General features: G+C 59.7%; 21 protein-coding genes. 11 read left to right on the top strand and 10 right to left on the bottom strand.

What is annotated here, in order from left to right; translation table 11 throughout:
- Positions 1 to 443: 443 nt before the first annotated feature.
- A complete protein-coding gene (locus D3791_RS04515; protein ID WP_172511394.1) occupies positions 444 to 1,583 on the bottom strand; it encodes an acyltransferase family protein in 1,140 nt (379 codons plus the stop codon).
- A 596-nt stretch (positions 1,584 to 2,179) separates the two neighbouring features.
- Entirely contained in the window at positions 2,180 to 2,320 is a 141-nt protein-coding gene (locus D3791_RS04510; RefSeq protein ID WP_172510946.1) for a hypothetical protein, read from the bottom strand.
- A gap of 41 nt (positions 2,321 to 2,361) precedes the next feature.
- Between D3791_RS04510 and D3791_RS04505 the strand changes: the two genes are divergently transcribed.
- Both D3791_RS04505 and hrpB read left to right on the top strand, forming a co-directional pair.
- Entirely contained in the window at positions 2,362 to 3,261 is a 900-nt protein-coding gene (locus D3791_RS04505) for an alpha/beta fold hydrolase (protein ID WP_246242336.1), read from the top strand.
- On the top strand, positions 3,258 to 5,828 hold the full coding sequence (gene hrpB / locus D3791_RS04500) for an ATP-dependent helicase HrpB (protein WP_172511393.1): 2,571 nt from the start codon (positions 3,258 to 3,260) through the stop codon (positions 5,826 to 5,828). Before D3791_RS04505 ends, hrpB begins: the two co-directional genes overlap by 4 nt.
- Before the next feature lie 65 nt (positions 5,829 to 5,893).
- Here the strand turns inward: hrpB and D3791_RS04495 are convergent, their stop codons facing one another.
- A complete protein-coding gene (locus D3791_RS04495; protein ID WP_172511392.1) occupies positions 5,894 to 7,126 on the bottom strand; it encodes an acyl-CoA dehydrogenase family protein in 1,233 nt (410 codons plus the stop codon).
- Between the two features lie 98 nt (positions 7,127 to 7,224).
- Positions 7,225 to 7,914, bottom strand: coding sequence for a TetR family transcriptional regulator (locus D3791_RS04490; RefSeq protein WP_022876756.1), 690 nt, complete (start codon positions 7,912 to 7,914; stop codon positions 7,225 to 7,227).
- 158 nt (positions 7,915 to 8,072) lie between these two features.
- Between D3791_RS04490 and D3791_RS04485 the strand changes: the two genes are divergently transcribed.
- Together D3791_RS04485 and D3791_RS04480 are read left to right on the top strand one after the other, a co-directional pair.
- Positions 8,073 to 8,504, top strand: coding sequence for a membrane protein (locus tag D3791_RS04485; RefSeq protein WP_022876757.1), 432 nt, complete (start codon positions 8,073 to 8,075; stop codon positions 8,502 to 8,504).
- A 105-nt stretch (positions 8,505 to 8,609) separates the two neighbouring features.
- Positions 8,610 to 8,792: a YtxH domain-containing protein gene (locus D3791_RS04480; RefSeq protein WP_022876758.1), complete on the top strand. Its 183-nt coding sequence runs from the start codon at positions 8,610 to 8,612 to the stop codon at positions 8,790 to 8,792.
- 86 nt (positions 8,793 to 8,878) lie between these two features.
- On the opposite strand, the gene D3791_RS04475 is transcribed toward D3791_RS04480, so the two are convergent.
- Together D3791_RS04475 and D3791_RS04470 are read right to left on the bottom strand one after the other, a co-directional pair.
- Positions 8,879 to 10,324, bottom strand: coding sequence for a DHA2 family efflux MFS transporter permease subunit (locus tag D3791_RS04475; RefSeq protein WP_022876759.1), 1,446 nt, complete (start codon positions 10,322 to 10,324; stop codon positions 8,879 to 8,881).
- Positions 10,325 to 10,385: 61 nt separating this feature from the next.
- Positions 10,386 to 11,384: a PhzF family phenazine biosynthesis protein gene (locus tag D3791_RS04470; protein WP_022876760.1), complete on the bottom strand. Its 999-nt coding sequence runs from the start codon at positions 11,382 to 11,384 to the stop codon at positions 10,386 to 10,388.
- 228 nt (positions 11,385 to 11,612) lie between these two features.
- Here D3791_RS04470 and D3791_RS04465 point away from each other — a divergent pair, with 228 nt between their 5' ends.
- Positions 11,613 to 12,707 carry a mechanosensitive ion channel family protein gene (locus D3791_RS04465; protein WP_172511391.1) on the top strand — a complete coding sequence of 365 codons (1,095 nt, stop codon included), beginning with the start codon at positions 11,613 to 11,615 and terminating at the stop codon, positions 12,705 to 12,707.
- A gap of 89 nt (positions 12,708 to 12,796) precedes the next feature.
- Here D3791_RS04465 and D3791_RS04460 read toward each other — a convergent pair whose 3' ends face one another.
- A complete protein-coding gene (locus tag D3791_RS04460; RefSeq protein ID WP_246242333.1) occupies positions 12,797 to 13,441 on the bottom strand; it encodes a YqaJ viral recombinase family protein in 645 nt (214 codons plus the stop codon).
- A gap of 64 nt (positions 13,442 to 13,505) precedes the next feature.
- Positions 13,506 to 13,766: a glutaredoxin family protein gene (locus tag D3791_RS04455; protein WP_022876763.1), complete on the bottom strand. Its 261-nt coding sequence runs from the start codon at positions 13,764 to 13,766 to the stop codon at positions 13,506 to 13,508.
- Between the two features lie 129 nt (positions 13,767 to 13,895).
- Between D3791_RS04455 and D3791_RS04450 the strand changes: the two genes are divergently transcribed.
- From D3791_RS04450 to D3791_RS04440, 3 genes are all read left to right on the top strand, one after another.
- Complete coding sequence (locus tag D3791_RS04450) at positions 13,896 to 14,636, top strand: ABC transporter ATP-binding protein (RefSeq protein ID WP_022876764.1); 741 nt, start codon at positions 13,896 to 13,898, stop codon at positions 14,634 to 14,636.
- A complete protein-coding gene (locus tag D3791_RS04445) occupies positions 14,633 to 15,958 on the top strand; it encodes an FtsX-like permease family protein (RefSeq protein WP_022876765.1) in 1,326 nt (441 codons plus the stop codon). The genes D3791_RS04450 and D3791_RS04445 overlap by 4 nt, the downstream gene beginning before the upstream one ends.
- Positions 15,959 to 16,150: 192 nt before the next feature.
- Positions 16,151 to 17,209 carry an ABC transporter substrate-binding protein gene (locus D3791_RS04440; RefSeq protein WP_022876766.1) on the top strand — a complete coding sequence of 353 codons (1,059 nt, stop codon included), beginning with the start codon at positions 16,151 to 16,153 and terminating at the stop codon, positions 17,207 to 17,209.
- Positions 17,210 to 17,212: 3 nt separating this feature from the next.
- On the opposite strand, the gene D3791_RS04435 is transcribed toward D3791_RS04440, so the two are convergent.
- Positions 17,213 to 18,007: an MBL fold metallo-hydrolase gene (locus D3791_RS04435; RefSeq protein WP_172511390.1), complete on the bottom strand. Its 795-nt coding sequence runs from the start codon at positions 18,005 to 18,007 to the stop codon at positions 17,213 to 17,215.
- Positions 18,008 to 18,027: 20 nt separating this feature from the next.
- Here D3791_RS04435 and D3791_RS04430 point away from each other — a divergent pair, with 20 nt between their 5' ends.
- The 3 genes from D3791_RS04430 to D3791_RS04420 are packed head-to-tail and all read left to right on the top strand — an operon-like array spanning position 18,028 to position 22,070.
- Entirely contained in the window at positions 18,028 to 19,077 is a 1,050-nt protein-coding gene (locus D3791_RS04430) for a FecCD family ABC transporter permease (protein WP_022876768.1), read from the top strand.
- 26 nt (positions 19,078 to 19,103) lie between these two features.
- Positions 19,104 to 20,162, top strand: coding sequence for a FecCD family ABC transporter permease (locus D3791_RS04425; protein ID WP_246242330.1), 1,059 nt, complete (start codon positions 19,104 to 19,106; stop codon positions 20,160 to 20,162).
- A 3-nt stretch (positions 20,163 to 20,165) separates the two neighbouring features.
- Positions 20,166 to 22,070 (top strand): SIP domain-containing protein, encoded by a 1,905-nt coding sequence (locus tag D3791_RS04420; RefSeq protein ID WP_172511388.1) that lies wholly within the window; start codon positions 20,166 to 20,168, stop codon positions 22,068 to 22,070.
- Between the two features lie 107 nt (positions 22,071 to 22,177).
- On the opposite strand, the gene D3791_RS04415 is transcribed toward D3791_RS04420, so the two are convergent.
- Complete coding sequence (locus tag D3791_RS04415; protein WP_246242329.1) at positions 22,178 to 22,543, bottom strand: MarR family winged helix-turn-helix transcriptional regulator; 366 nt, start codon at positions 22,541 to 22,543, stop codon at positions 22,178 to 22,180.
- Positions 22,544 to 22,704: the final 161 nt, after the last annotated feature.

Below are 22,704 nucleotides of genomic sequence, written 5' to 3'. Positions count from 1 at the left end.
ACATGTCCGTCGACCAAATCTGCTAAATGCGTAATGCCGCAGGGTTATATCTTTAGCTCGACAGGTCGTTGTTCTTGTTTGTGTTTTGAAACGAGCGCGTACCAATACTGAATAAACTTGACTCTGCTGAAATAGGAAGCATGCCTGATGATGATCACCTGCGACCCAAATTCCTCATTCGCAGGCATCGTAGATCGTGACGAAAAAGCGATACAACCTTATTAATGATTTTTTTGAAGAAGCCACTGCGAATGTTAAAGGAATAGATGCCGATTCACAGGGCCGATCCGTGAGAAGGCCAAAGGTGTCAGCAGCGGTAACGAATTCGCTCCTGGCCTGTGAGATATTTCCGCGCTCCTTCGGAGACCACTAGAAGGGAATCCTGCCTTGTTGTTCCAATCAAGCGGAGCTGTAAGCGATTTGGGATCAGTGTAGAAAGGTTGTTAACGACGATTGAAGGTCCGCGCGGGCTGGCGTGCCTTAATCCGTCTGAATCCGAACTCTTGAGGTTTCGCTGGCTGTGATGTCAATGCCCAGCGCAGGTTGTGCCGCAAAGAAAATACCCCAAGAAGCCGCTCTACTGGACCCACCCCAATCGTGAGCCCCCATAGCACTGCAAAACCCAGACAACCAACGAAGACTATTGCAGGCCACAGCCACTGTGATCCGGCGAGCGTCCAACCATCGCTCATGATCGTAAATAACAACAGAACATGGAGTACATACAGAGTCAACGGGATGCGACCCGCCAATGAGATCGGCATGCCAATCTTTTGGAACCAGCAGGAGAACTTTGTATTCTTCACGGATGTCAACCAGCTCATGAGCCCGTATACCGTCATAGCACGGGTTATGTCGAACGACATTTCTGTGAAGCCACCGCGAATGTATGTGCCGGCGTCCTGCTGTGGATGCACGAAGAGTAGAAAAACTCCTACGGTGAGCCCGAATCCCAGCAAAGTTATCGTTTTTGCGGGGAGTCTCTGCGCGAGCAGGAGGCGCCCCGCTACGATGCCTAGCAACATGAATGGCAATAGCCAAGTGGCGTGGTACGCATGACCGGTGAAGATCCACTGGGCCAAAAACGCCAGAGGGTTGTGGCTAGCTTGTGGATATAGCAGTTGCGGTAAGGTGATGAGCGCCTGCGTGACGGTCTTTGCAAGAATCGGTGAGAGTATGAAAATCACTGTCGCGCAGATGCTGAGAATTTTGGAGCTGGCAAGAAGGAAGGGAACTGCCAGGAGGAATGTGATGCCTAGATAGGGCAAAACAATGTCTACCCGTCCGCTCCAGGGGAGCAACGCCAAACCGATAAGCACCAGTCCGATCCCACGAAGGAAATATTCGAGCCTGAAACGACGGCGTCGCTTGCTATCCATTTGTCCGTGCGTCAGGATCGCGATGGTCGTTCCTGCGACGAGCATGAACAGTGGTGTGGCTGCGCCACTCATTTGGGAGATTGCTCCCGTGACAGCTTCGGGCATCATCGTTGGCGAAAGTCCGTGGACGTGCGCCCAGATCATGCCAAGGATGGCCAACCCACGCATCGTGTCAACAAGTAAGTAGCGGGGTGGCTTGCTCATGTCGATACCGGTGCTCATATGCAATGAGTATAGGTCGCCCAAGATTTTTGAAACACATCTGGTTTCTATCGTGACGTCAAGAATGATTGATGCGAGTACAGAGCCAACAAGGCGGAAGCAATACAAGCGATGAAGTTGGTGGTTCCGTGCTTGGGCAGACAACGAACCGTGGTCAAGTGGCGAACGCGAAGCAATGGAGCGCTTTAGCTACCCAAAGATCTATCGATCTAGGAACCGTTTTATAGCATCACATAATTTCCGGAAACATACGTCCTGACGTTGTACTTCGGTCTGCGTAGGCTTTGGTTGGGTTTGCTACCGGTTTGATTGATACGACAGGTGACGATGCCGTAGCGACGGCCTATCCGAAATTTAGTCGAAGTGGTGTTACCGATTTCCAGAGGTGCAAAGGCCAAGGGTGGCTCGCGAGAGCCAGAGAATTAAATGAAGAACCGATCCGTCAGGCCAAGGAGGTAACGCCTGTACGAATCGGTTCTTCTAGATCACTCGCACCTTGAGAAGGTATTAACCACACTAGGAGCGGAGTCTTGAAACAAGCTGAGAGTCACGTGTGTTCTCACCTTGGAACGTGATGCCTAATAATTTGATGGCGGATCAGAAGCAGGGAAAGACTCATCTTCCCATTCTTCGACTAGCTCCTCGTCGTGCTCGTCATGTAGTTTCTTCTCTTCATCGGGATCTGCAGGCTGCCCATTGGCTGGTTGCGTGTTCATCATCTTCCCCCTTCTGAATCTAATCCAAGCCACGAGCAATTGCCGTGACCCTGTCGTGTATCTTCAGTCTTCACCTATTAGATGGGAATGTCGATAGATTCGGGAGAACTCTGATTTCGCCTTCCCCTTGGATAAGGGATTTAATCGAATACATGCCGATGATCAATAATCCTGTCGATGGTTCCGACATCTTTTTCGACGATGACGGAGCCGAGGGAGAACCAATTCTTTTCCTGCACGGTTCAGCTTTATCTCGTTCCATCTGGCGAGGGCTGGGTTACACCAAAGCATTGGGCGAGGATCATCGGACCATCCGCATGGACTTGCGCGGACACGGCAAATCAGCGAAATCCCATGATGTCGCCGAGTACACCATGGATAAAGTCGTTAGTGACATCCAAGCGGTCCTGCAACACCTAGGCCTGGAACGAGTGCACATCGTTGGGTACTCTTTTGGAGCCCGTACCGGATTGCACCTAGCCATGACTCATCCAGAGCAGGTCATTTCGTTGATCATGCTCGGCGGCACTTACGAAATTACTCCTGGGGAAATCGGCAAGCTCTTCTTCCCGGGCTATCTGGAAGTATTGCGCCGAGGCGACATTGAAGGCTTCGTCACCGGTCAGGAGACTGGGGGCAAACTGGATCCAGCAACCCGGTTGGCTTTCAAATCAAATGATCCGCTGGCACTTGCCGCGTATTACGAAGCTGCCGAGACCCTGCAGAATATTGATCTTGCTGACTTAGCCAGAATCAAGATTCCAACCCTGTTGCTTATTGGTACCCGGGATCAGCCACGCTTTGATCAAAACAAAATCATGGTGCGCACATTACCTGACGCTCGGATGGTCGCTCTGCCAGGACGCACTCACGGTGGAACGCTGTATCCCATTGAACCAATCGTCAATGCCATACGCTCATTCTGGGCTGGGCGTCAGGCATGAACAGCGGCACATTTGATCTGGAACAGATCTCTTTCGGACTAGCCTTCGGTCCCAGCCGAGATGACCTTTACCAATCATTGGTGGCGGACCCCAGCAATCCACTGGTGATTCAAGCCCCGCCAGGATCCGGTAAAACCACCATCGTTCCACCGACGGTGGCCAATGCACTGCGAGAAGCTGGTCTGACAGGGAAAATTATTGTTACCCAACCACGTCGCGTGGCAGCGCGCGCAGCAGCCCGAAGACTTGCCCAGCTGGATGGTTCCACGCTGGGTGAGAAAGTCGGCTTTTCCGTTCGCGGAGAACGCGCAGTTTCCGCGAGAACTGAAGTGGAATTTGTTACTGCCGGTCTGATGTTGCGTCGATTGCTGGCAGACCCAGATTTGGGCGGTATCAGTGCGGTGATCATTGATGAAGTCCATGAACGTTCCATTGACACCGATTTATTGCTGGCAATGATCAAACAAGTCAGCGAACTCCGAGATGATCTCTGTCTAGTCTTGATGAGCGCGACGTTGCATGCAAAAGAGCTTGCAGATTTTCTCTCATCCGAAAAACCCGTCAGAATCATCAGCGCCCACAGTGCCCAGTACGATGTCGAAGAAATTTTTGAGAGCTACTCATCAACGAGAGTCACTGAATTCGGGATCAAGGACGACTACCTGCGACATGTCGCCGCCGTTAGCGTGCAGCATTCGACAAGGGCCAATGCGATAAGCCAAGGTCCCGTCGATACCTTGGTGTTTGTCCCGGGCGTGCGTGAAGTTGAACGAGTCTGCGCACAGATCAACGCCAGCGGGCTGACTTCTCTGGCATTGCATTCCCAGATCTCGTCAGCCGAGCAGGATGCGATCCTGAATGAACCAGCTGCCGGCAGTCCGCCTCGAATCATCGTCTCGACATCCATCGCGGAATCCTCGTTGACGGTACCTCGCGTCCACCTGGTCATCGATGCCGGCTACGCGCGCGAACCCCGCCGCGACACCTCGCGTGGAATGTCCGGGTTGGTCACGGTAGTGGCCAGTCGTGCCACGGCAACCCAGCGAGCCGGCCGTGCCGGACGACTTGGCCCGGGACAAGTGGTGCGCACCTTGGATCCCAAGGCCTTCGCCGCGACGCCTGCCTATGCCACTCCGGAAATCCGCACCGGCGATCTGGTGTCGGCAGGACTCGCTTTGGCGGCGTGGGGAACACCCCGGGGAGAAGGGCTGGATCTTTGGGAGGTTCCGCCAGCATCCACGATGGCCAGCGACGAGCTAGTGCTCAAAAGCCTGGGTGCCGTTGACGGCTCGGGGCGTATTACGTCCCTGGGCGAGCAAATGGTCAAGATTCCCACCGACCCGCGAGCCGCACGCGCGTTGCTGGAAGGCGCGCCGCTCTTTGGTGCGCGGCCGGCCGCGGAAGCTGTGGCATTGCTGGCCAGCTCCGAGCGCATTAACAGCGCCGACATGCAGGAACTCTTTGCCGGGATACGCAAGGGATCCCACCCGGGCAATCGTGCCTGGAAACAGGAGGCAGCGCGTCTGGAACGGATGGTCGCCAGCCAGGCGCAAGGCCGGAAGGAGGCCTCGTCGCCGAAGGCCTTGCCAACCGACGCGTTGTCCGGCATCAGCGCGTTGGCCTATCCGCAATGGGTGGCCCGCAAGGTCGGACACGATGAATATCTCCTGGCTTCGGGAACACGAGCGGTGCTTCCGCGCGGGAGCCAGCTGGCCCACGAGGAATACCTGGCTGTTGTCGAAGTGGCCAGGACTGGTAGCAAGGCGACAATCCGCCGGGCCATCGGCATCGACTTGCCCACCGTGCTTGATCTACTCCCGCAGCTGCACGAGAGCGAAGAAACAGCCGAGTTCATCGACGGAAAAATCAGCGCCCGGAAAGTTGAACGCTTCGGCGCAATTGAGTTGTCCTCCCGACCCATCAAGGCAACCGAAGAACTGGGCATGAAGGCTGTCCAGGTATCGGTGAAGGAGCAGGGGCTGGCATTCTTCGGGGAGCAGGAAAACTTTGATGCGCTGCGCCGTCGCATGGCTGTGGCCCATCGCTTGTTGGGGGAGCCGTTCAGTGCAGTTGATGAGCAGGCCTTGATAGAAAGGGCGGAAGAGTGGCTGCAACCTGTTTTGCGCCAAGTCGCCCAGGGCAAGAATGCAGCCAAGACTGATCTGTATTCAGCATTGCGCACGTTGTTGCCATGGGAGCACGCCCACGATTTCGATTCGCTGGTTCCGCAACGTCTGGAGGTCCCGTCCGGTTCCAGGATCCTGATCTCCTATCCGCCGGTCGGCGAAGCAGGCCCGGCGGTAGTAGCCGTCAAGCTCCAGGAGTGTTTCGGCTTGGATCAATCACCACGTCTGGTGCGAGAAAAACTGCCTGTGCAATTCCACCTCTTGTCGCCCGGCGGACGTCCACTGGCGGTGACCGATGATCTGGTGTCCTTCTTCAACGGCCCATATGCCCAGGTCCGCTCTGAAATGCGTGGGCGCTATCCGAAGCATCCTTGGCCGGAAAATCCGTGGGAACACGTGGCCACGGCGAAAACGAAAAACCGCCTCAACCAGCAGTCTTGATAAATGAAGGACGTGGTCCTGGCCAAAAGCCAGGACCACGTCCTTCATGCTGTGCCTGTTGTTCCTTAGGCGAAGGCGGAGAATCCGGTGATGTCGCGTCCCATGATCAAAGCCTGGACCGTTTCGGTTCCTTCGTAGGTGTGGATCGCTTCCACATCAGCGAAGTGGCGGGCTACGCGGTTGCTGGTGAGAATGCCGTTGCCGCCCAGCAGATCGCGGGCATTGGAAGCAATGGCGCGGGCCGTGCGGGTAGCGGTGTACTTGGCCATCGATGCCTGCGGCCCAGTGAGTTCTCCGGTGGTCTCGCGCTTGGTAGCCTGCATCACGAGCACCTGGATGGTGGCCAGCTCGGACTGCATCCGTGCCAGGCGTTCTTGGACAATCTGGCTGGCGGCCAGCGGGCGGCCGAACTGCACGCGCTGCTTGGCGTAGTTCACTGCCGACTCGTAGCAAGCAGTGGCATGTCCGACCGCGGACCAAGCGACACCGAGTCGCGTGGCGAACAGGACTCGGGAGGTGTCCTTGAAGCTGGTGGCCTGAGGCAGTACGTCCTCGTCAGGAACGAATACGTTCTCCATGCGGATATGTGCCTGCCAGATGGCGCGCAACGACAACTTGTTCTGGATGGTGGTGGCGCTATAGCCTTCGGCATCCTGATGCACCACGAAGCCGCGGACCTTGCCTTCATCATCACGTGCCCAGACGATCGAGACGCCGCCGATGGAGCCGTTGCCGATCCATTTCTTTTCGCCGCTGATCCGGTACCCGCCCTCGACTTTCGTCGCACGGGTTTCCAATGACACCGAGTCGGAGCCGTGGGTTGGCTCGGTCAACGCAAATGCGCCAGGCAGTTCTCCAGCGAGCATCGGCATGGCGTACTTCTGGATCTGTTCCTCGTTGCCGCAGAAGAGGACCGAGCGCAAAGCCAAGCCGCCCTGCACGCCAACGATGGTGGCGACGGATCCGTCTCCACGCGCCATTTCCATATTCACCAGGCCGGCAGCCAGCGGAGTCATTTTTTCGTAGGAATCCAGGTTCATGCCGTCGCGCAGCAGGTCGGCGTCGCCGAGCTTCTTGATCAAATGAAGCGGGTAGTCGGCCTTGTCCCAGTATTCGTGGATGTCCTTTTTGACTTCCTCCACGACGAACTTGCGGGCTTTGGTGCGCCAGGCAAGATCCGCAGCATCTATATCGGCAAAGATTCCTGTGGGGTCAATGTTGACGTCTTCTGCCCATAGGTCGTATTCCGGTTCAACAACACCGTTGGGAAATTCCAAACCGGTAGACTGCTCGGTCATCTCAGGCGCTCCAAATTGGCTAGAGTGAAAACTTTCATCTCTAGCCTAATGGAACGCAGTGTCATGTCAAGAAACTAGGTTCCATTCCGTGTGGTTGCCTACTTGCCGCGGTCCTTCAAAGCCGCTGAAACAGCCTGCAAGATTGCTTGCTCATCAGCGCCCGAGTTCAAGACCGAAACAACTACCGTGGGTGCAGGGGAAGTGGCTTCCGTGCCAGTACCATCAGCGCCCAGCAGATCGGCAAAGCGCTCAAGGAACAAGCGGACATCATGTGCCAGCTTGCTGCGATCGGTGCTGTTGGGGTCCTTGATCCACGTTCTCAGGTGGTCATTGTGGATAGCTACGAGCCCTGCGCTGACACCCAGGCACAAGGACTTCTCCGACGCGGTGTTGGCGAGGTTCCGGCGGGCCAGGAAATCATAAAAAGCGCGTTCGTACCGGTGGGTCGAGACCAGCTCGCGTTCACGCAATGACGGAACAGAGGAAAGCAGCTTGTGGCGCAGCTGCGCGCCTTCCGGGTTGACCGTGTACTGGTCAAATACGACATGGGCAGCGTCAATCAAGGTGGAGATCGCGTCAACGGAAGAAGCTGCCAGCGTGGTCTGCACGTGGGTGATGATCATTTCCTGGTCGGCAAAAACCATGTTCTCCTTGGAGCCAAAACGGCGGAAGAACGTGGAACGCGAGATCCCTGCGGCAGCTGCCAGCTCGTCAACACTGGTGGCATCAAAGCCCTGGGAAATGAGCAGATCAAGTGCGGCCGGAGGTACAGCGGAAGAAGCGATCATGATTCACGAATTTAGCACGATTCTCACCTTCGAAAACTTGGCAAGTGCTAAGCGCGCCGTCGAAATGATTGTGAACTACCACAGCCATGACTACGCTGAACAGCAGAGCGTTCTTTTCCAGAACGCGTTTTTACTATTGGAAAGAGAAGTGAGGGCCCATGGGAATCTCGATCGCAAACGCCGCACTCCGATTAGTCAGTGGCGCATTCATTCTCAACAGCGGAATTAACAAGCTGCGCATTGATGAGGCCAGCGCGGCTGGCCTGCAGCAGATGGCATCCAATGGTGTGCCGCAGCTGGGCGACCTGGAGCCAGCAGTCTTCGGCAAGGTCCTGTCCATCTCGGAAATCTCCTTGGGCAGCGCTCTGCTTCTGCCTTTGGTTCCATCACGCTTGGCAGGTATCGGATTGGGCGCCTTCTCGGGCGTACTGCTTTCCTCGTACCTGCGCACTCCGGGCATGACCGAGTCCGACGGCGTCCGCCCAACGGCTGATGGAACTGCATTGGCCAAGGATGCATGGCTGGCCGGCATCGCCGTGGCACTGATTTTTGGCCGCAAGGCAGCAAAGAAGATCAAAAAAGACAAGTAATCTTTGCGCCATGGCCTAGCTCGGCACACAGACGCAAGTAAGTTCATCTTGAAGACTGCGATTTTCAGCGGTCGAATACGGGCAATAAGCGAAGAGGAGAACCAAATGGGTTTCTTGGATGACGCAAAGAAGAAGCTGGGCGAAGCAGTGGAGAGCGCCAAGGAGTTCGCTGGCGACGCTACTGAGAACATCAAGGATTTCGCCGCTGATGCTCAGGAGAAAATCGGCGAGAAGGTCGATGAGTTCAAGAACAACGACAACAACGATGGCCCCACCAACCCGGCCTAAATAGCAAAAAAAGAACCCTGGCTGGACAGTTCAACTGAATTGACCAGCCAGGGTTCTGGCGTATCTGGCGCCCGGAGATTGTGCTGCTAGGCCTTTTTGCCGGGGCTCAAGAACGCCACCACGATCACCGCGGCAACAGCAACGAAGCCAGGCAGAAGCAGTGCCTGGCCAAGGCCAACCGACGTCGCTTCCATCATCGAAGCAGGGTCCTTGGAACCAGCCTTTTCGATTTGCGCCTGGATGCGTGAATCCATCATGACTGCGATGAGCGCTGAACCGAGCACGGAACCGATCTGGCGGGTGGTGTTGTAGATGCCGGATCCGGCACCCGCATCGCGTGGAGTCAGGTCCCGGGTGGCTGCCAAAGACAGCGAAGGCCAGATCATGGCCGAGCCGATGCCCTGAACGGCCGATGGAATCAGCAAGGTCCACAAGGCGATGTCCGCATGCATCATGAAGGCATAGACAACGGTGGCTCCGCCAAAGAGAATGAAGCCGGGCACTGCCAAGACGCGAGGGCTGAGCTTGTTGACCATCTTGCCCAAACGCGGGGCGATGAAAATACCGACGACTGCCATCGGGGAAATCATCAAGGCTGACTCAGTCGGAGTCAGGCCACGCACATTCTGCAAGAAGAACACCATAGGCAAGCTGATGGTGGAGATAGTCAATCCCATGAAGGTGATGGCCACATTGGCCAGCGAGAAATTGCGCACCGTGAACAGACGCAGCGGAACGAGCGGTTCCGACTTCGTCTTGCTCTGCCACCAAACGAAAACGGCCAGCAACAGGATGCCGCTGATAATCAGGTGCCAGGAACCGAAAGGTCCAATGAACGGCTCCCAATTCGTCGAATCGCCTTCCTGGATGCCGAAGACGAGGCAGAACATGGCAACTGCCGACAGGGCCACGCCAATCCAGTCGAAGGAGTGCGCCTGGGGTTCCAAGCGCGGAACAAACTTGAAGACCATCACGAGGCTGAGCACGGCGATGGGCAAGTTGATGAAGAAGATCCATTCCCAGCCCACGGAGTCCACCAGCAGGCCGCCGGCAATTGGGCCGATCAGCGACGCTATACCAGCGACCGCGCCCCACAGGCCCATGGCCGCGCCACGATGCTGGTAGGGGAAGAGGCGGGTGATCATGGTCATTGCCTGGGGCGAGATCATCGATGCGCCCAGGCCCTGGACGGCGCGGGCGGCAATCAGGGATCCCAGCGAATCCGACAGGCCGCACCATAACGAGGCCAGGGAGAAGATCACCATTCCGATGAGGTAGATATTGCGTGGGCCGAAGCGGTCACCCAGTCGACCGGTGACCAGCAATGGCACGGCGAAGGTGAGCAGGTAGGCGCTATTGACCCACAAGATGCCGGAGATATCGGCATCAAGCGACGCCATGATGGAAGGCATCGCGGTGGACACGATGGTGGTGTCCAGAAGGATCATGAAGAATCCGATGACCAGCGCCCAAAGGGCACGCCATGCGGCTTTCTTATCAAAGTCAGTGGTGGGATTTGCAGTTTCAGGCACTGGTCAAGGTTAGTGCCTGTTCGGCTCCAGTGGAATGGATAGGAAGCCTATGAACGGCGAATTAGTCGAAACTCACATCGCCGGAAATGCGGGTTTCCACGTCGCCGCTGACCCACACGCCCTTTTCGGTGGCTTCGATATGCAAGATGGCGCTTCGGCCGACACGGGTTCCCTGGCGCACGGTATAGCGTTGAGGAGCGTAGCCGGATTGGGTCAGCCAGATGCCAAAGGCGGCATTCAGCGAACCGGTGGCGGGGTCCTCGGAGACGGCTTCGCCCGCAACAAAGGCGCGCACCTCGAAGTCGGCAGGCGGCTGCATCACCACAGAGCCAAAGCGTTCCTCGGAGCGTTCCAGATCGGAGGAATCCAGCGGACGCAGTTCCTCGCGCGTGCCTGAAACCCTGGGCAACACCGAACCGTGCGGCTGCCAGACGCCGTGGGCTACGCTCGATGCCGTGTAGGGTCCGATGACGCCCACTTCAAGGCCTTGAAGCGCCTCATAGTCCGGTTCGATTCCCAGCACCACGTCAGCGTCGCGCAGGACCAGGCCAGCAGGATGCGGGCCGTTGACCAGCCACTGGTGATCAACGACGTCGTCTTCGTGAATGCCAAGTCCGCTAATCGCCCACTGGAGGACGTCCGGCTCCAAGGGGCCGGTGCGGGTCAACGGGGGAGCCAAGAAGGCTAGCCGCCGCGAATGGCTGTCGGTGCTTTCGCGTTCCACTCGAACAGGAATGAGTCCGGCTTCGCACTGCTGGATCAAATGGCCAGCCGGGCCAGGCACGCCACCGGATTCCAGCCACGCGTGCGCAGCGCCCAGCGTCGGGTGTCCGGCAAAGGACAATTCCGTGCTGGGGGTGAAAATGCGGATGGCGTAGTCGGCCTCTTCGTGGGTGGGCTCGACGAAGAATACCGTCTCAGCCACATTCAGCCACTGGGCGAAGTGCTGCATCTGATCATCAGACAGGCTGTCAGCGTTGAATACGACTCCGAGCCCATTGCCGTTAAATGCAGTGGGCGCAAAAACATCAACCTGCTGATAAGCAAATGTTCGGCTCATACTTAGCATGGTGGCACATTAATCATCAGGTTGATCGGGTGTTACGTACAAGGACACACAAAACGTCATTCGCGGGTCTTCCGGCCTGCGGCAGGCATCGACGCAGTCCTTCCTGCTTTCAACGTAGCTATCCCACTGTGATCAAGACCGCTTGGATCCACGTCGTTATCCGGCTTGGGACAAGGTCCTGCACAGCATTTATCTAGTGCCATATGACATCCTTTAAGTATGTCACCAAACCCCGTTGAACCTCTAGACGAGACGGTCGAGGAAGTCATCAGCGTTTCCAGCTTCCTTCCTGCTTCGCTGCAATTCTGGGCCGTGCTTCTGGCCGGCGCAATCGTCGCCGCGATCTTCGCTTTTGTATTCAGTGCTATCGCCCGCCGCACCCTGCGCCGAATCGGCGTGGACGAAGCAGATGTGAAGGCTACCCGACTTCCGTTCTTCGGAATGATCACCTCCATCGTCGCCAAGTCCGCTTTCGCGTTCTTCTATAACAATCGCGACTGGTACAATCCATGGCAATTCGTCATCCTCATCATCCTGGTGATGTTCTTGACCTGGTTCATCATCAAGCTGGTACGCGTGATCGAAGCCGGCATGATGTCCCGCTTCGAAGCGAAATTCGGCCCCGGAAGACGACTGGCCAAGGTGCAAACCCAGGTTGGCCTGATGCGCCGGGTGCTTATCGCGGTGCTGTGCATCCTGGCCGTGGCAGCCGTCCTGCTGACCATCGAGCAAGTCAGGGCACTGGGTGCCGGACTGCTGGCCTCAGCTGGTTTGGCTTCGGTGGTTGTCGGTTTGGCCGTCCAATCCACGCTGGCCAATGTCTTCGCTGGACTGCAGGTCGCCTTCACCGATTCCATTCGCGTGGATGACATCGTCGTAGTTGAAGGCGAACGCGGCACCGTCGAGGAAATCACCTTGTCCTATGTGGTGGTTCTGCTCCTTGACGGCCGCCGGATGATACTGCCTTCCACCTACTTCACTACCACCCCATTCGAGAACTGGTCACGGCGCAGTACGGAGATCTCCGGCAACGTGGCCCTGCAGCTTAAGCTCAACGCCCCGATTGATTACCTGCGCCAGCGCACCACCGAGCTGCTGGAATCCTCAGACCTGTGGGATGGACGCGACAACGAGCTGCTCGTTACCGATGCGCAGAACGGACTGCAAACGGTGGCCATCTACCTCTCGGCCCGCAACGCCGGGGACCTGTGGAGCTTGCGGAACATGATCCGCGAAAAGCTGTTGGGGGAGTTGCTCGAAAGCTATCCCGAATGCCTGCCTGATCCGCGGATCGTACCCACCACCCCGGCCTAACCTGAGGGCGGTGCCGGCAACGCAAAAGATCCTCGGGAACCATCATTGACGTTGATGGTTCCCGAGGATCTTTGTCGTCATCGAAGCATTTAGAGGCGCAAGGCGGCTGGGCCATAATCGTTATAGCGCTCTTGCCTGGCGGTCGCCTCGCGCAGGGCGGTGATCAAGGCTTCAGCCTTGTCGATCAGGTCCTGGATCAAATCATCATCCCGCTCTACCCACAGGTATTCGGGGACGGCGCGGACCGGTACAAAATCCTGGTGTTCTTCCCAAACGAACAACGTGCGTTCAGCGCCAATGACATGTTGCTGCCAGAGGATCTGTCGCAGGTAATTCTTGGGAATCTTCTTGAAGGGCTTGTTGGTGGTTTTTATTTCCGCCAAGACCGGTGCCCCTGATGCGTCAAAGCCCAGGCCGTCCGGGGTAGCCAGGTGAAGCCTGGAATGCTGCGCGTGGAAGAGCTGGGAGGAAGGGAAGATATTGAAGTTTTCCTGGACCCATGCAGCGATGACCGGTTCGCGTTTGCGGCCGTGGTCGGTGTAGGGATTGCCGGAGAATCCATTGCCGTAGAGCTTGTCCCAGGCGGCGTTCTTGATGGACTTCTCGGTGGAGAGCTTGGCGACGTCGGTGGCAGTGATGCCCTGCGCTCGTGCCCTGAGCCATTCGATGCGATTGGATGAGTCAGCTAAGACACGCTGGAAACACTCATGTTCAACACCTGGCACAGTTATCACTTGATCTATTCTTCCCCATAAACGCGGCAGAGCCGTGCATCTTGGGTTCTGAATTCACGTGAGACTAGTCGCTGGCGCGGGCAATGGCCGTCAAAAGCTGGGGCAGTGTGGGCGTATCGCTGGCCCGGAATTTTTCGGTTTCACCTTGCAGCAGCCTGATCAGCGGGGTGCTGGTGATGCCCAGTTCCTCGCCGCGCTCAACCTGCTCAACCACATTGATTTCCTCCACCTGCAGATCAGGCAGGAGCTTCTGTGCGCGCGCCACGGTTTGCCGGGTGCGGATGCAAGGAGCGCAGAAGGGCTGCGTATACAGTTCCAATTTCATGGGCTGTTCAAGAACTCCTGGAGTACTGGTTCGAGACGGTGGCGCTCCTACCGTGGGATGACCCTGACAAGGAACGACTTCGCCCTGCGCGCCGATGTGCGCGGGGGACAATATTGAAAACATTGAAACATGCTTGAAAATTCCTTTGGTCATCCACCCGTCCTCCATGCCCAGAACCTCTACCGGAGCTTCGGCTCCACCACCGCCTTGAACGGCGTCAACCTCGAAATCTCCCTCGGCGAATCCCTGGCGATCATGGGCCCGTCCGGTTCCGGCAAATCAACCCTGCTCCATGCGTTGGCCGGCATCGAGCTCCCAGACTCGGGAAGCCTGATGCTCAGCCTGCCCGGAACGCAGCCGGTAGACATCCAGCAGCTCGCCGACAAGGCGCGGACCAAGCTGCGACGCCAGAGTTTCGGGTTCGTCTTCCAATCGGGCCTGCTGATTCCAGAGCTCACCGCAGAAGAAAACGTGGCCATGGCGCTGATGATCAACGGCACCCCGCGCTCAGCTGCCATCACCCAGGCTGGCCAAGCACTGGCCGCACTGGGACTGGCGGGCATGGAGCAGCGGCGCATCGGCCAGCTCTCCGGCGGGCAGATGCAGCGAGTAGCAATCGCCCGCGCGCAGGTTACCGGCGCCATGGTGGTATTTGCCGATGAGCCCACCGGCGCCTTGGATTCCGCCACCGGCACCGAGGTGCTTGATACCCTGCTGGATTGCACCGTCGGCCAGGGCAAGTCCCTGGTTATGGTGACCCATGATCCTTCGGTGGCAGCCAAGTGCGACCGCGTGGTGAAGCTGCATGACGGCCAGTTGATCAGCGATAGCCGCCGTGGCACCAGCGCAATGGGCGGGGATGTGCGATGAACATCCTGCATCTAGCCTGGCTGCTCGGGCGGCCAGCCAAATCCCGACTGGCCCCGCAGATCCTGACCGTCAGCGCTTACGCCTTGGTCAGCGCGATCCTGCTGATTGTCTTGGGCGGCGCCTACTCATTCACCAGCTTCGAGGCAGAAGCGCAGGCCGCCTATCTGCCCCTTGCCGGATTGGCCGTGGTGCTGCTGGTTGTGCCACTGGTGGTCCTCGGATCTGCCGCCGCCCGGCTCTCGGCCCGAGCCAATGACCGGGCGCTGTCCTCGCTGCGCCTGCTGGGTGCCACCGGTTCACAGATCAGCCTGGTGGCCATCACGCAGGCGGCCGGGACGGCCTTGGCTGGCGCGCTCGCCGGCGTGGTTCTCTACTTGGCGTGCGCTCCGGTGGCATCACTGATCCCATTCCAGGGTGCCCCTATTGGAATGGCCATCTACCTGCCGGTCTGGGCCCTGGCGATTGCAGTAGTCGCAGTCGTCGTGCTCTCTGCGCTCAGCGCGGCAGCCGGCCTGCGCAAGCTCATGATCACTCCCTTGGCAGTGGCTACGCGCCGCAGTGTTCCCGTGCCTAGCTGGCTGCGCGCGGTGATCACAGTGGGCGGCATTCTGCTGTTGTGCCTGGTCTTCTCCAATCTCGGAATGGTGGCCCAAGACCTCGCGACGATTCTGGCGGTGATTATCATCGGCTTCGGCTTCGGCCTGCTGGTGCTGAACCTGGTGGGACCGTACCTGGTGTCCAAGGTGGGGCAGAACAAGCTCAAAAAAGCCGAGACTCCGCAACAGCTGCTGGCCGCCCGGATGATCCTGGAAAATCCTGCAGAATCCTGGCGACAGGTCTCCGGTGTCGCAATGGCTTCCTTCGTGGCTGTGGTTGGCGGCAGCGGGGCGGCAATGATGAAGGGCGCTCCGGCTCAGGAATCCAGCAACAACTGGTACGACTATCTGCCTGGCGATATCCTGACCGGCGTTCTGGTGACCCTGGCAATCACCTTCATCTGCGTGGCCGCATCCTCGGCGATTACGCAGAGCGCTGGCACCTTGGACCGCGCTGAACTCTATTCCGGCCTGCATCGTCTGGGCATGGAGTGGGGGACCATGAACACGGCGCGAATCAAGTCGTTGATGATTCCTGCGCTGGCGGCATCCATCGCATTTGCCATCGCCTCCACCGTGCTGGTCCTGCCACTGGCGGGCATGGCCGTGATCTTCAGCCCGTTGACCGTGATCACCGTTATTGTCGCCGTGTTACTTGGACTAGTGCTGGTTCGCGCATCAATTACGGTGGCTAATCCGGGAAGGCTGCTAGCGACTAGAGAATAAAATCCGTGGTCAACAACGACTGGAAGCGGCCCATGTGTGGTTAGCTTCACTTCTGGGTCGGTGATTAGATACGTTTCGTGTTGCGTATTGATGGGCCCACCGCGTATTGTGGCATACGGCCCGGATAGGTAAACCTAACCTATCTACGCCGACATGTTTACAGAACCTCGCATAGTCTGGAATCACCGACCCATGAAAATTTCACGTCGCGCCGGGATCTTCGCCGCGTCCACCGCAATCCTCGCGCTGAGCCTGACCGCCTGCGGTTCAGCCAGCAACTCCGCAGATTCCTCGGCGGATGCATCGGCCAAGTCCGCAGAGGACTTCACCCCGGTCACCATCAAGAACATCTATGGTGAAACCACCATCGACAAGGCCCCAGAGCGCGTCGCCACCATCTCGTGGGTCAACGCCGACACCCTGCTGGCCCTTGATACCGTGCCGGTCGGCATGGACATTGACGCCTACGGCCAGAACGAGAACAACTCGACTGCGTGGAAGGACGAAGCGCTGGCCAAGCTGGACGCTTCCATCGGTTCCGAAAAGGCGCCAGTGCAGTTCGCCACCGGTGATGACCCGGACTACACCGCGATTGCCAAGACCAAGCCGGATGTCATCTTCGCCCCATACTCGGGCCTGAAGAAGGAACAGTACGAGAAGCTGCAGGAAATCGCCCCGGTTGTCGGCCCGATCGAGCCGAACTACCTGACCAGCTGGCAGGATGTCACCGAAGCCGCCGGACAGATGCTGGGCAAGGAAGATGAAGCCGACGCGCTGATCGAAAAGGTCGAGGGCGATTTGGCCAAGGTTGGCGAAGAGAACCCAGTGCTCAAGGACACCAGCTTCATCGCCGCTGACCTTTCGGCACCGGATACCGCCTATGTCTACTCCGAAGGCGACACCCGCCCGCGTTTCCTTTCCTCACTGGGCATGAAGCAGGCCGACTACGTGCAGAAGAACGCCGCCAAGGACACCTTCTTCTTCACCGTTTCCCCGGAAAAGGTCAACGAGTGGGATTCTGACATCGTCTTCTCCTCGGCCGTCGCCGGAAACACCACCAAGGACATCGTGAAGTCCCAGCCGCTCTACGGCCAGATCCCTGCCGTGAAGAACGACGCGCTGGCCCTGCCAGGCACCGATGAAGCCACCCTGGCCATCTCGGCAGCTTCGCCGCTGTCCCTGGAATGGTCCTTGGACACCGTGGTTCCGAAAATCGTGAAGGCTGCTGAAAACGCAGCAGCGGCCAAGTAGCCGCTAGCGATTCGACGCTAGATAGTGCAGCTGCGCTTCCAACGATCGGCTCGCCGCGCTAACCAGGCGCGGATCCAGGTCGGGGTAGACGAACTCCAGCAATTGGGCTGGGGTCGCGTCCGCCCCGGCCTTGCCGAGTTTCTGCAGGGCGGCACGCACTTGATCCAGCCGGGATTTCCGATGCTCCAGATAGGCGCGCAGCAGCTGATGCGAGGTTTCATGCTGCTGCCCGTGCGCCGGATGCAAGGGCATATCCGGCAGGCCCAGCAGCCGGTTCAGCGAGGCGAGGTAGTCGGCCAGCGTCCCGTCCGGATGTTCCAGAATGGTGGTGCCGCGGCCCAGCACGGTGTCTCCGGTGAACAGATGCGATCCATCCACGGTGAAGCACACCGAATCCGAGGTGTGGCCCGGGGTGTCATGCACCTGGATCTGTACCCCGGCGGCCGAGATGATCTCGCCGTCGGCCAGAGGATCGGCATCCCGGCAGTGCTCGGCGAGCTGGGCCCGCACCGGGGCGGCGGCCAGCTGGCGCAGGCGGTCGATGCCGCCGGTGTGGTCCGCATGTCGGTGGGTGATCAGCACCAGCTGGATCTCGAACTGGGACAGCGCCTGCAGATGCGACTGAAGCTCGGGTCCTGGGTCGATGAGCACCACTTCGGTGCCCGGCTGCAGCGTCGAAGATGCCGGGTCGAAGAGCAAATAGGAATTAGTCCCATCCAGCGTCATTTCCGAGGGGTTATCGGCGGTGAGGACCGCGATGCCGGGAGCGATGACGGTGGGCCAGGAAAGATGTGCCATAGCAATGAGTGTAGGAACCAATGACCGCGACTGAAAGTACGACGCGCCAAGCCCCGGCGGGCACGGGCCCCCGACTGCCGCGCAAGCTCGGAGCCTTCCTGGTCCTCGCGGTGCTCTTGGTCCTGGCCGTGGCCGCGTCGCTGCTCTTCGGAGCGCGCTCGGTCTCGCTGTCCACCGTGGCGGACGCCCTGTGGCATTTTGATGCGGATAACGGGGACCAGGGCGTGGTGTCTTCGCGCTTCGCCCGCACCGTGGGCGCCATCGTGGTCGGCGCAGCCCTTGGCCTGGCCGGTGCCGGGCTGCAGGGCCTGACCCGCAACCCGCTGGCCGATACCGGCATCCTGGGCTTGAACGCCGGCTCGGCCATGAGCGTGGTGCTGGCGATCGCCTTCTTCGGTGTCAGCTCGCTGACCGGGATCATGGCCGCCGCCTTTATCGGCGCGGCCGTGGTGATGACCCTGGTCTATCTGGTGGCCAACGTGGGCCGCGAAGGAGCCACGCCGATCAAGCTGGCGCTGGGCGGCGCGGCCATGGCGGTGGGCGTCGGGGCGATCACCAACGCGGTCCTGATGGTTTCGGATTCCACCTTGGACCGCTTCCGCAAATGGCAGATCGGCTCGCTCTCCAGCACCCCGATCGATACCTTCCTCGGCGCCATCCCGATGGTGGCCCTCGGCGCCCTGATCCTGCTGTCCACCGCGCGGGTATCCAATGCCGTGTCCATGGGCGATGACACCGCCACCGCCCTGGGCTTCAACCTGGGCCGTGCCCGGCTGCTTGGATCCATCGGCGTGGTTATCCTGGCCGGCACCGCCACCGCGGTGGCAGGACCCATCGCCTTTGTCGGCCTGATGATCCCGCATGCGGTGCGCCTGCTGGTCGGATCCGACTACCGCTGGCTGATGCCCGGCAGCCTGCTGGCCGGGCCCGTGCTGCTGCTGGTCGCTGATACCGTGGGACGAGTGATCGCGCCGCCGAGCGAAATCCAGGTGGGCGTGATGTGCGCGATGATCGGCGGACCACTGTTTATCCTGATGATGCGCAGCGGCATGAAGTCGGTGAGCCTGTGAGCACGAGCGAAATGACACGAGCAGCAATGAGCCAGCCAAGCGAACCCGAAGCGAAAGCGGCGCCACAGCCTGCACAGGGCAAAGCCGCCGTGCGGAAAAACCGGGTGGCGCGCACCGTGGTTTGGATGTCCCTGGCCATGGTCCTGACCATTGCCGCCTACCTGTTCTGGGGCCGGGATCGGCTGCCGGCAGTCGAAGTGCTGCAGGTGCTGGGCGGGCAGAAGGTCCCCGGCACCAGCTTCATCATCATGTCCGACAGGCTGCCTCGGGTGGCCGTGGGCGCCCTGGCAGGGGCGGGGCTGGGCATCTCCGGGGCCCTCTTCCAGCGCTGGCTGGGCAACCCGCTGGCCAGCCCCGATGTGATCGGCGTAGGCTATGGCGCTTCGGCTGCCGCGGTGCTGGCCATGATCACCCTGGGCTACACCGACTGGAAGCTCAACGCCTTCGCCTTGGCCGGCGGCCTGGTGGTCGCGGCGCTGATCTATTGGCTCTCGGCCTCCGGCAAGCGCACAGGTCCTCGGCTGATCCTGGCCGGCCTGGCCATCGGCGCCATGCTCCAGGCCTTGATCCAGTACCTTTTGACCCAGGCCGAGGTGAATACCGCCAGCGATGTGATGCACTGGCTGACCGGTTCGCTGTCCTCCAGCAACTGGAACAGCGCCTTGATTCTTTTGATCACCCTCGGTGCTCTCGGGGCGTTGCTGCTGCCCTTCGTTTTGCGCCAGCTGAAAATGCTGGAGCTGGGGGAGGACTCCGCGGCCGCCCTGGGCGTCAACGTGCCCTGGGCCCGGGTGCTGCTGGTATTCGTCGCTGTCGCCATGGGTGCATTGCCCATTGCCATTACCGGCCCGCTGGCCTTCGTGGCGTTCCTGGCCGGGCCGATCAGCGCTGCGCTGAGCCGCGGGCCGATCAACATTCCGCTGGCGGGACTGACCGGGGCCACCTTGGTCATCGTTGCCAACTTCTTTGCCGCGAACTTGTTCGCAGAAACCGCACTGCCGGTAGGTGTCATCACCGGCGCATTCGGCGCACCCTTCCTGATCTGGATTCTGGTGCGCGCCAACTCAACTGGAAACGGGGCGTAACCCATGGCCACTTTGCAGGCTAGCGATCTGACCTTGGCCTACGACAAGGTCACCATCGTCGACGAGCTGTCCCTGGATATTCCCACCGGACAGGTGAGCATCGTGGTGGGTGCCAACGGCTGCGGCAAATCCACGCTGCTGCGCGCCTTGTCCCGGCTGCTCAAGCCCGCCGGCGGCCAAGTGCTGCTCGACGGCGCCGACATCCATTCCAAGCCGGCCAAGGAAGTCGCCAAGACCCTGGGCCTGCTGCCGCAGTCGCCTACCGCGCCGGACGGGATTACCGCCCGCGAGCTGATCAGCCGCGGCCGCTACCCGCACCAGGGCCTGTTCAAGCGGTTCTCTGCTGAGGATGAGGCCGCGGTGAATCGCGCCATGGAACTGACCGGCACCATCGAGCTGGCCGACCGCGCGGTTGATGAGCTCTCCGGCGGACAGCGCCAGCGCGTCTGGATCGCCATGGCACTGGCCCAGGAAACCGACCTGTTATTGCTCGATGAGCCCACCACCTTCCTGGATGTCGCCCACCAGCTCGAAGTGCTGGACGTGGTCAGCGAATTGAACCGCAGCCGAGGCATCACCGTGGTGATCGTGCTGCACGATTTGAACCTCGCAGCCCGCTACGCCGACTACCTGGTGGCCCTGCGCCACGGCAAGATCTACGCGGCGGGGCACCCGAATGAAGTGGTTACCGAGAAGACGGTCAAGGATGTCTTCGGCATGCCAAGCCGAGTGATCCCCGACCCGGTCGGCGGCACCCCGCTGGTGCTGCCCATCGGCCGGCACCGTGTGCTGCGCACCGAAGAAGTGCTGGCCTCCAAGGGGATCTTCCGCAGCGCGCCGCGGGCACTGGAGCCTTCCGCGGCCGCCGCAAGCACATCGGAAGAAGGCATCGAAGCTGCGCCCGATACAGCCGAAGCTGCCCGCCCGGCCTACGAGCATGTGCCAACGCTGGCCTTTGATACCACCGTGGTCAAGCGCCAGGAACTCTCGCCGTCCTTCCGCCGCCTGACCGTCAGCGGCAACGACTTGGACTACTTCGGAACCAATAGCCATCCGCTGGATATGCGCATCAAGCTGTTGCTGCCGCCAGCTGGCGGCAGTGCCCTGACCGAGGAAATCGCCTCGATGCGACCGCAGGCGATGACCAGCCCCGCGGAGCAAGAAGGCTGGTACAAGCGCTGGCTGTCCATCGATCCGGATACCCGCGGCTACATGCGCACCTACACGGTGCGCGCCTTCCGCGAGGCCGGGCACCGCGATAACAGCGGGCTCACCGCGGAACTGGATATCGACTTCGTGATGCATGGCCATGTGGTGGATGGGAAGCTGCAGGGCGGGCCGGCTACCGAATTCGGCGACCGCGCGCAGGTCGGAGACCAGCTGTTGCTGCTGGGCCCGAACAAATTCCTGAACGATGCCAGCTATGGAGGCATCGAATTCCGTCCAGGCGAGGCAAGCCGCATCGTGCTGGCCGGGGATGAAACCGCGGCCCCGGCCATCTGCGCGATTCTCGAATCCCTGCCCTCGCATGTCACCGGGCACGCGCTGATCGAGGTCCCGGAAACCACCGACATCCTCGGCGCCTCGACCCGTTCGGGGGTATCGGTGCAGTGGCTGACCCGTGGCAGCCATCCGCACGGCGAGCTGTTGCGCAACGCGCTGAGCCAGGTAGTGGCCATTCCGGCCGCCGGCGTGGTGCATACCAATGCCGAGCCGGAAGATATCGACGTTGACGCGCAGATCCTGTGGGAGACCGGGCAGGCCAACAAGGCGCCGTTCTATGCCTGGGTCGCTGGCGAAGCGGGCACGGTCAAGGAAATGCGCCGCTACCTCGTTCGAGAGGCGGGCATCGACCGCAAGCAGGTAGCATTCATGGGCTACTGGCGCCACGGAAAGACCGAGAACTAAATACCCATTGTGCCTCGGCGCAGAACGAAGGCGACGGCCGGGTCAATCACTAATTGGTTGGCCCGGCCGTCGACTATTGCTTGTGGACGTGCGCCGATGACCCTTGGCTACTTGCACCCGTGGCGCGGTGAGCGGGGGTTCTCCCGGTCGAGGATTTCAAGCAGCCGCGCGAGTTCGTCGCGGTCAGGGGCTGAGAGCTTTTCGAAGTATCCCGCCATGCTGTCGCGGCGCAGTTGGGACATTTTTCCTAGCTGCGCCCGGCCGCTGGGGCTCAGCGCGATCAGCGTTGCGCGGCGGTCCGCCGGATCCGGGGTGCGAACCACCAGCTGCTTGGCCTCCAGCTGGTCGACAACTTCGGTGGTGGAGCGGGCAGCGATGTGCAGGCGCTCGGCGAGCTGGGAATTGCGCAGGCCTTCGGCTTCGGCGTGGCCGAGCAGGCTCAGCACTCTCGACTGGTGTGGGGTGATCCCCATCGGGATCAGGCTTTCCCTCCAGCGGCCTCGAATGACGCGCGATGCGCGGAGGAAAAGATCTGCCAAGTCAGGCTTGGACTCATCGTTCTGCATGGTGTTAAGGATAGTGTGTTCTTCGGAACAATTTCAAGATGGAACCACATAGTGAGGTTACCTCTGTT

It is taken from the genome of Glutamicibacter mishrai (assembly GCF_012221945.1).
Lineage (GTDB): Bacteria > Actinomycetota > Actinomycetes > Actinomycetales > Micrococcaceae > Glutamicibacter > Glutamicibacter mishrai.
Note: the sequence above shows the minus strand (reverse complement) of the source record. Positions and strands in the feature narration are given on the sequence as shown.

Excerpts from the sequence above, each read along its gene's own strand:
- D3791_RS04515 (WP_172511394.1), bottom strand. The coding sequence starts at position 1,583 with ATGAGCAAGCCACCCCGCTACTTACTTGTTGACACGATGCGTGGGTTG.
- D3791_RS04415 (WP_246242329.1), bottom strand. The coding sequence starts at position 22,543 with ATGGGGATCACCCCACACCAGTCGAGAGTGCTGAGCCTGCTCGGCCAC.
- D3791_RS04450 (WP_022876764.1), top strand. The coding sequence starts at position 13,896 with ATGCTTGAAAATTCCTTTGGTCATCCACCCGTCCTCCATGCCCAGAAC.
- D3791_RS04480 (WP_022876758.1), top strand. The coding sequence starts at position 8,610 with ATGGGTTTCTTGGATGACGCAAAGAAGAAGCTGGGCGAAGCAGTGGAG.
- D3791_RS04470 (WP_022876760.1), bottom strand. The coding sequence starts at position 11,384 with ATGAGCCGAACATTTGCTTATCAGCAGGTTGATGTTTTTGCGCCCACT.
- D3791_RS04465 (WP_172511391.1), top strand. The coding sequence starts at position 11,613 with ATGTCACCAAACCCCGTTGAACCTCTAGACGAGACGGTCGAGGAAGTC.
- hrpB (WP_172511393.1), top strand. The coding sequence starts at position 3,258 with ATGAACAGCGGCACATTTGATCTGGAACAGATCTCTTTCGGACTAGCC.
- D3791_RS04435 (WP_172511390.1), bottom strand. The coding sequence starts at position 18,007 with ATGGCACATCTTTCCTGGCCCACCGTCATCGCTCCCGGCATCGCGGTC.
- D3791_RS04425 (WP_246242330.1), top strand. The coding sequence starts at position 19,104 with ATGAGCCAGCCAAGCGAACCCGAAGCGAAAGCGGCGCCACAGCCTGCA.
- D3791_RS04430 (WP_022876768.1), top strand. The coding sequence starts at position 18,028 with ATGACCGCGACTGAAAGTACGACGCGCCAAGCCCCGGCGGGCACGGGC.
- D3791_RS04495 (WP_172511392.1), bottom strand. The coding sequence starts at position 7,126 with ATGACCGAGCAGTCTACCGGTTTGGAATTTCCCAACGGTGTTGTTGAA.
- D3791_RS04445 (WP_022876765.1), top strand. The coding sequence starts at position 14,633 with ATGAACATCCTGCATCTAGCCTGGCTGCTCGGGCGGCCAGCCAAATCC.
- D3791_RS04485 (WP_022876757.1), top strand. The coding sequence starts at position 8,073 with ATGGGAATCTCGATCGCAAACGCCGCACTCCGATTAGTCAGTGGCGCA.
- D3791_RS04420 (WP_172511388.1), top strand. The coding sequence starts at position 20,166 with ATGGCCACTTTGCAGGCTAGCGATCTGACCTTGGCCTACGACAAGGTC.
- D3791_RS04455 (WP_022876763.1), bottom strand. The coding sequence starts at position 13,766 with ATGAAATTGGAACTGTATACGCAGCCCTTCTGCGCTCCTTGCATCCGC.
- D3791_RS04440 (WP_022876766.1), top strand. The coding sequence starts at position 16,151 with ATGAAAATTTCACGTCGCGCCGGGATCTTCGCCGCGTCCACCGCAATC.
- D3791_RS04490 (WP_022876756.1), bottom strand. The coding sequence starts at position 7,914 with ATGATCGCTTCTTCCGCTGTACCTCCGGCCGCACTTGATCTGCTCATT.
- D3791_RS04510 (WP_172510946.1), bottom strand. The coding sequence starts at position 2,320 with ATGATGAACACGCAACCAGCCAATGGGCAGCCTGCAGATCCCGATGAA.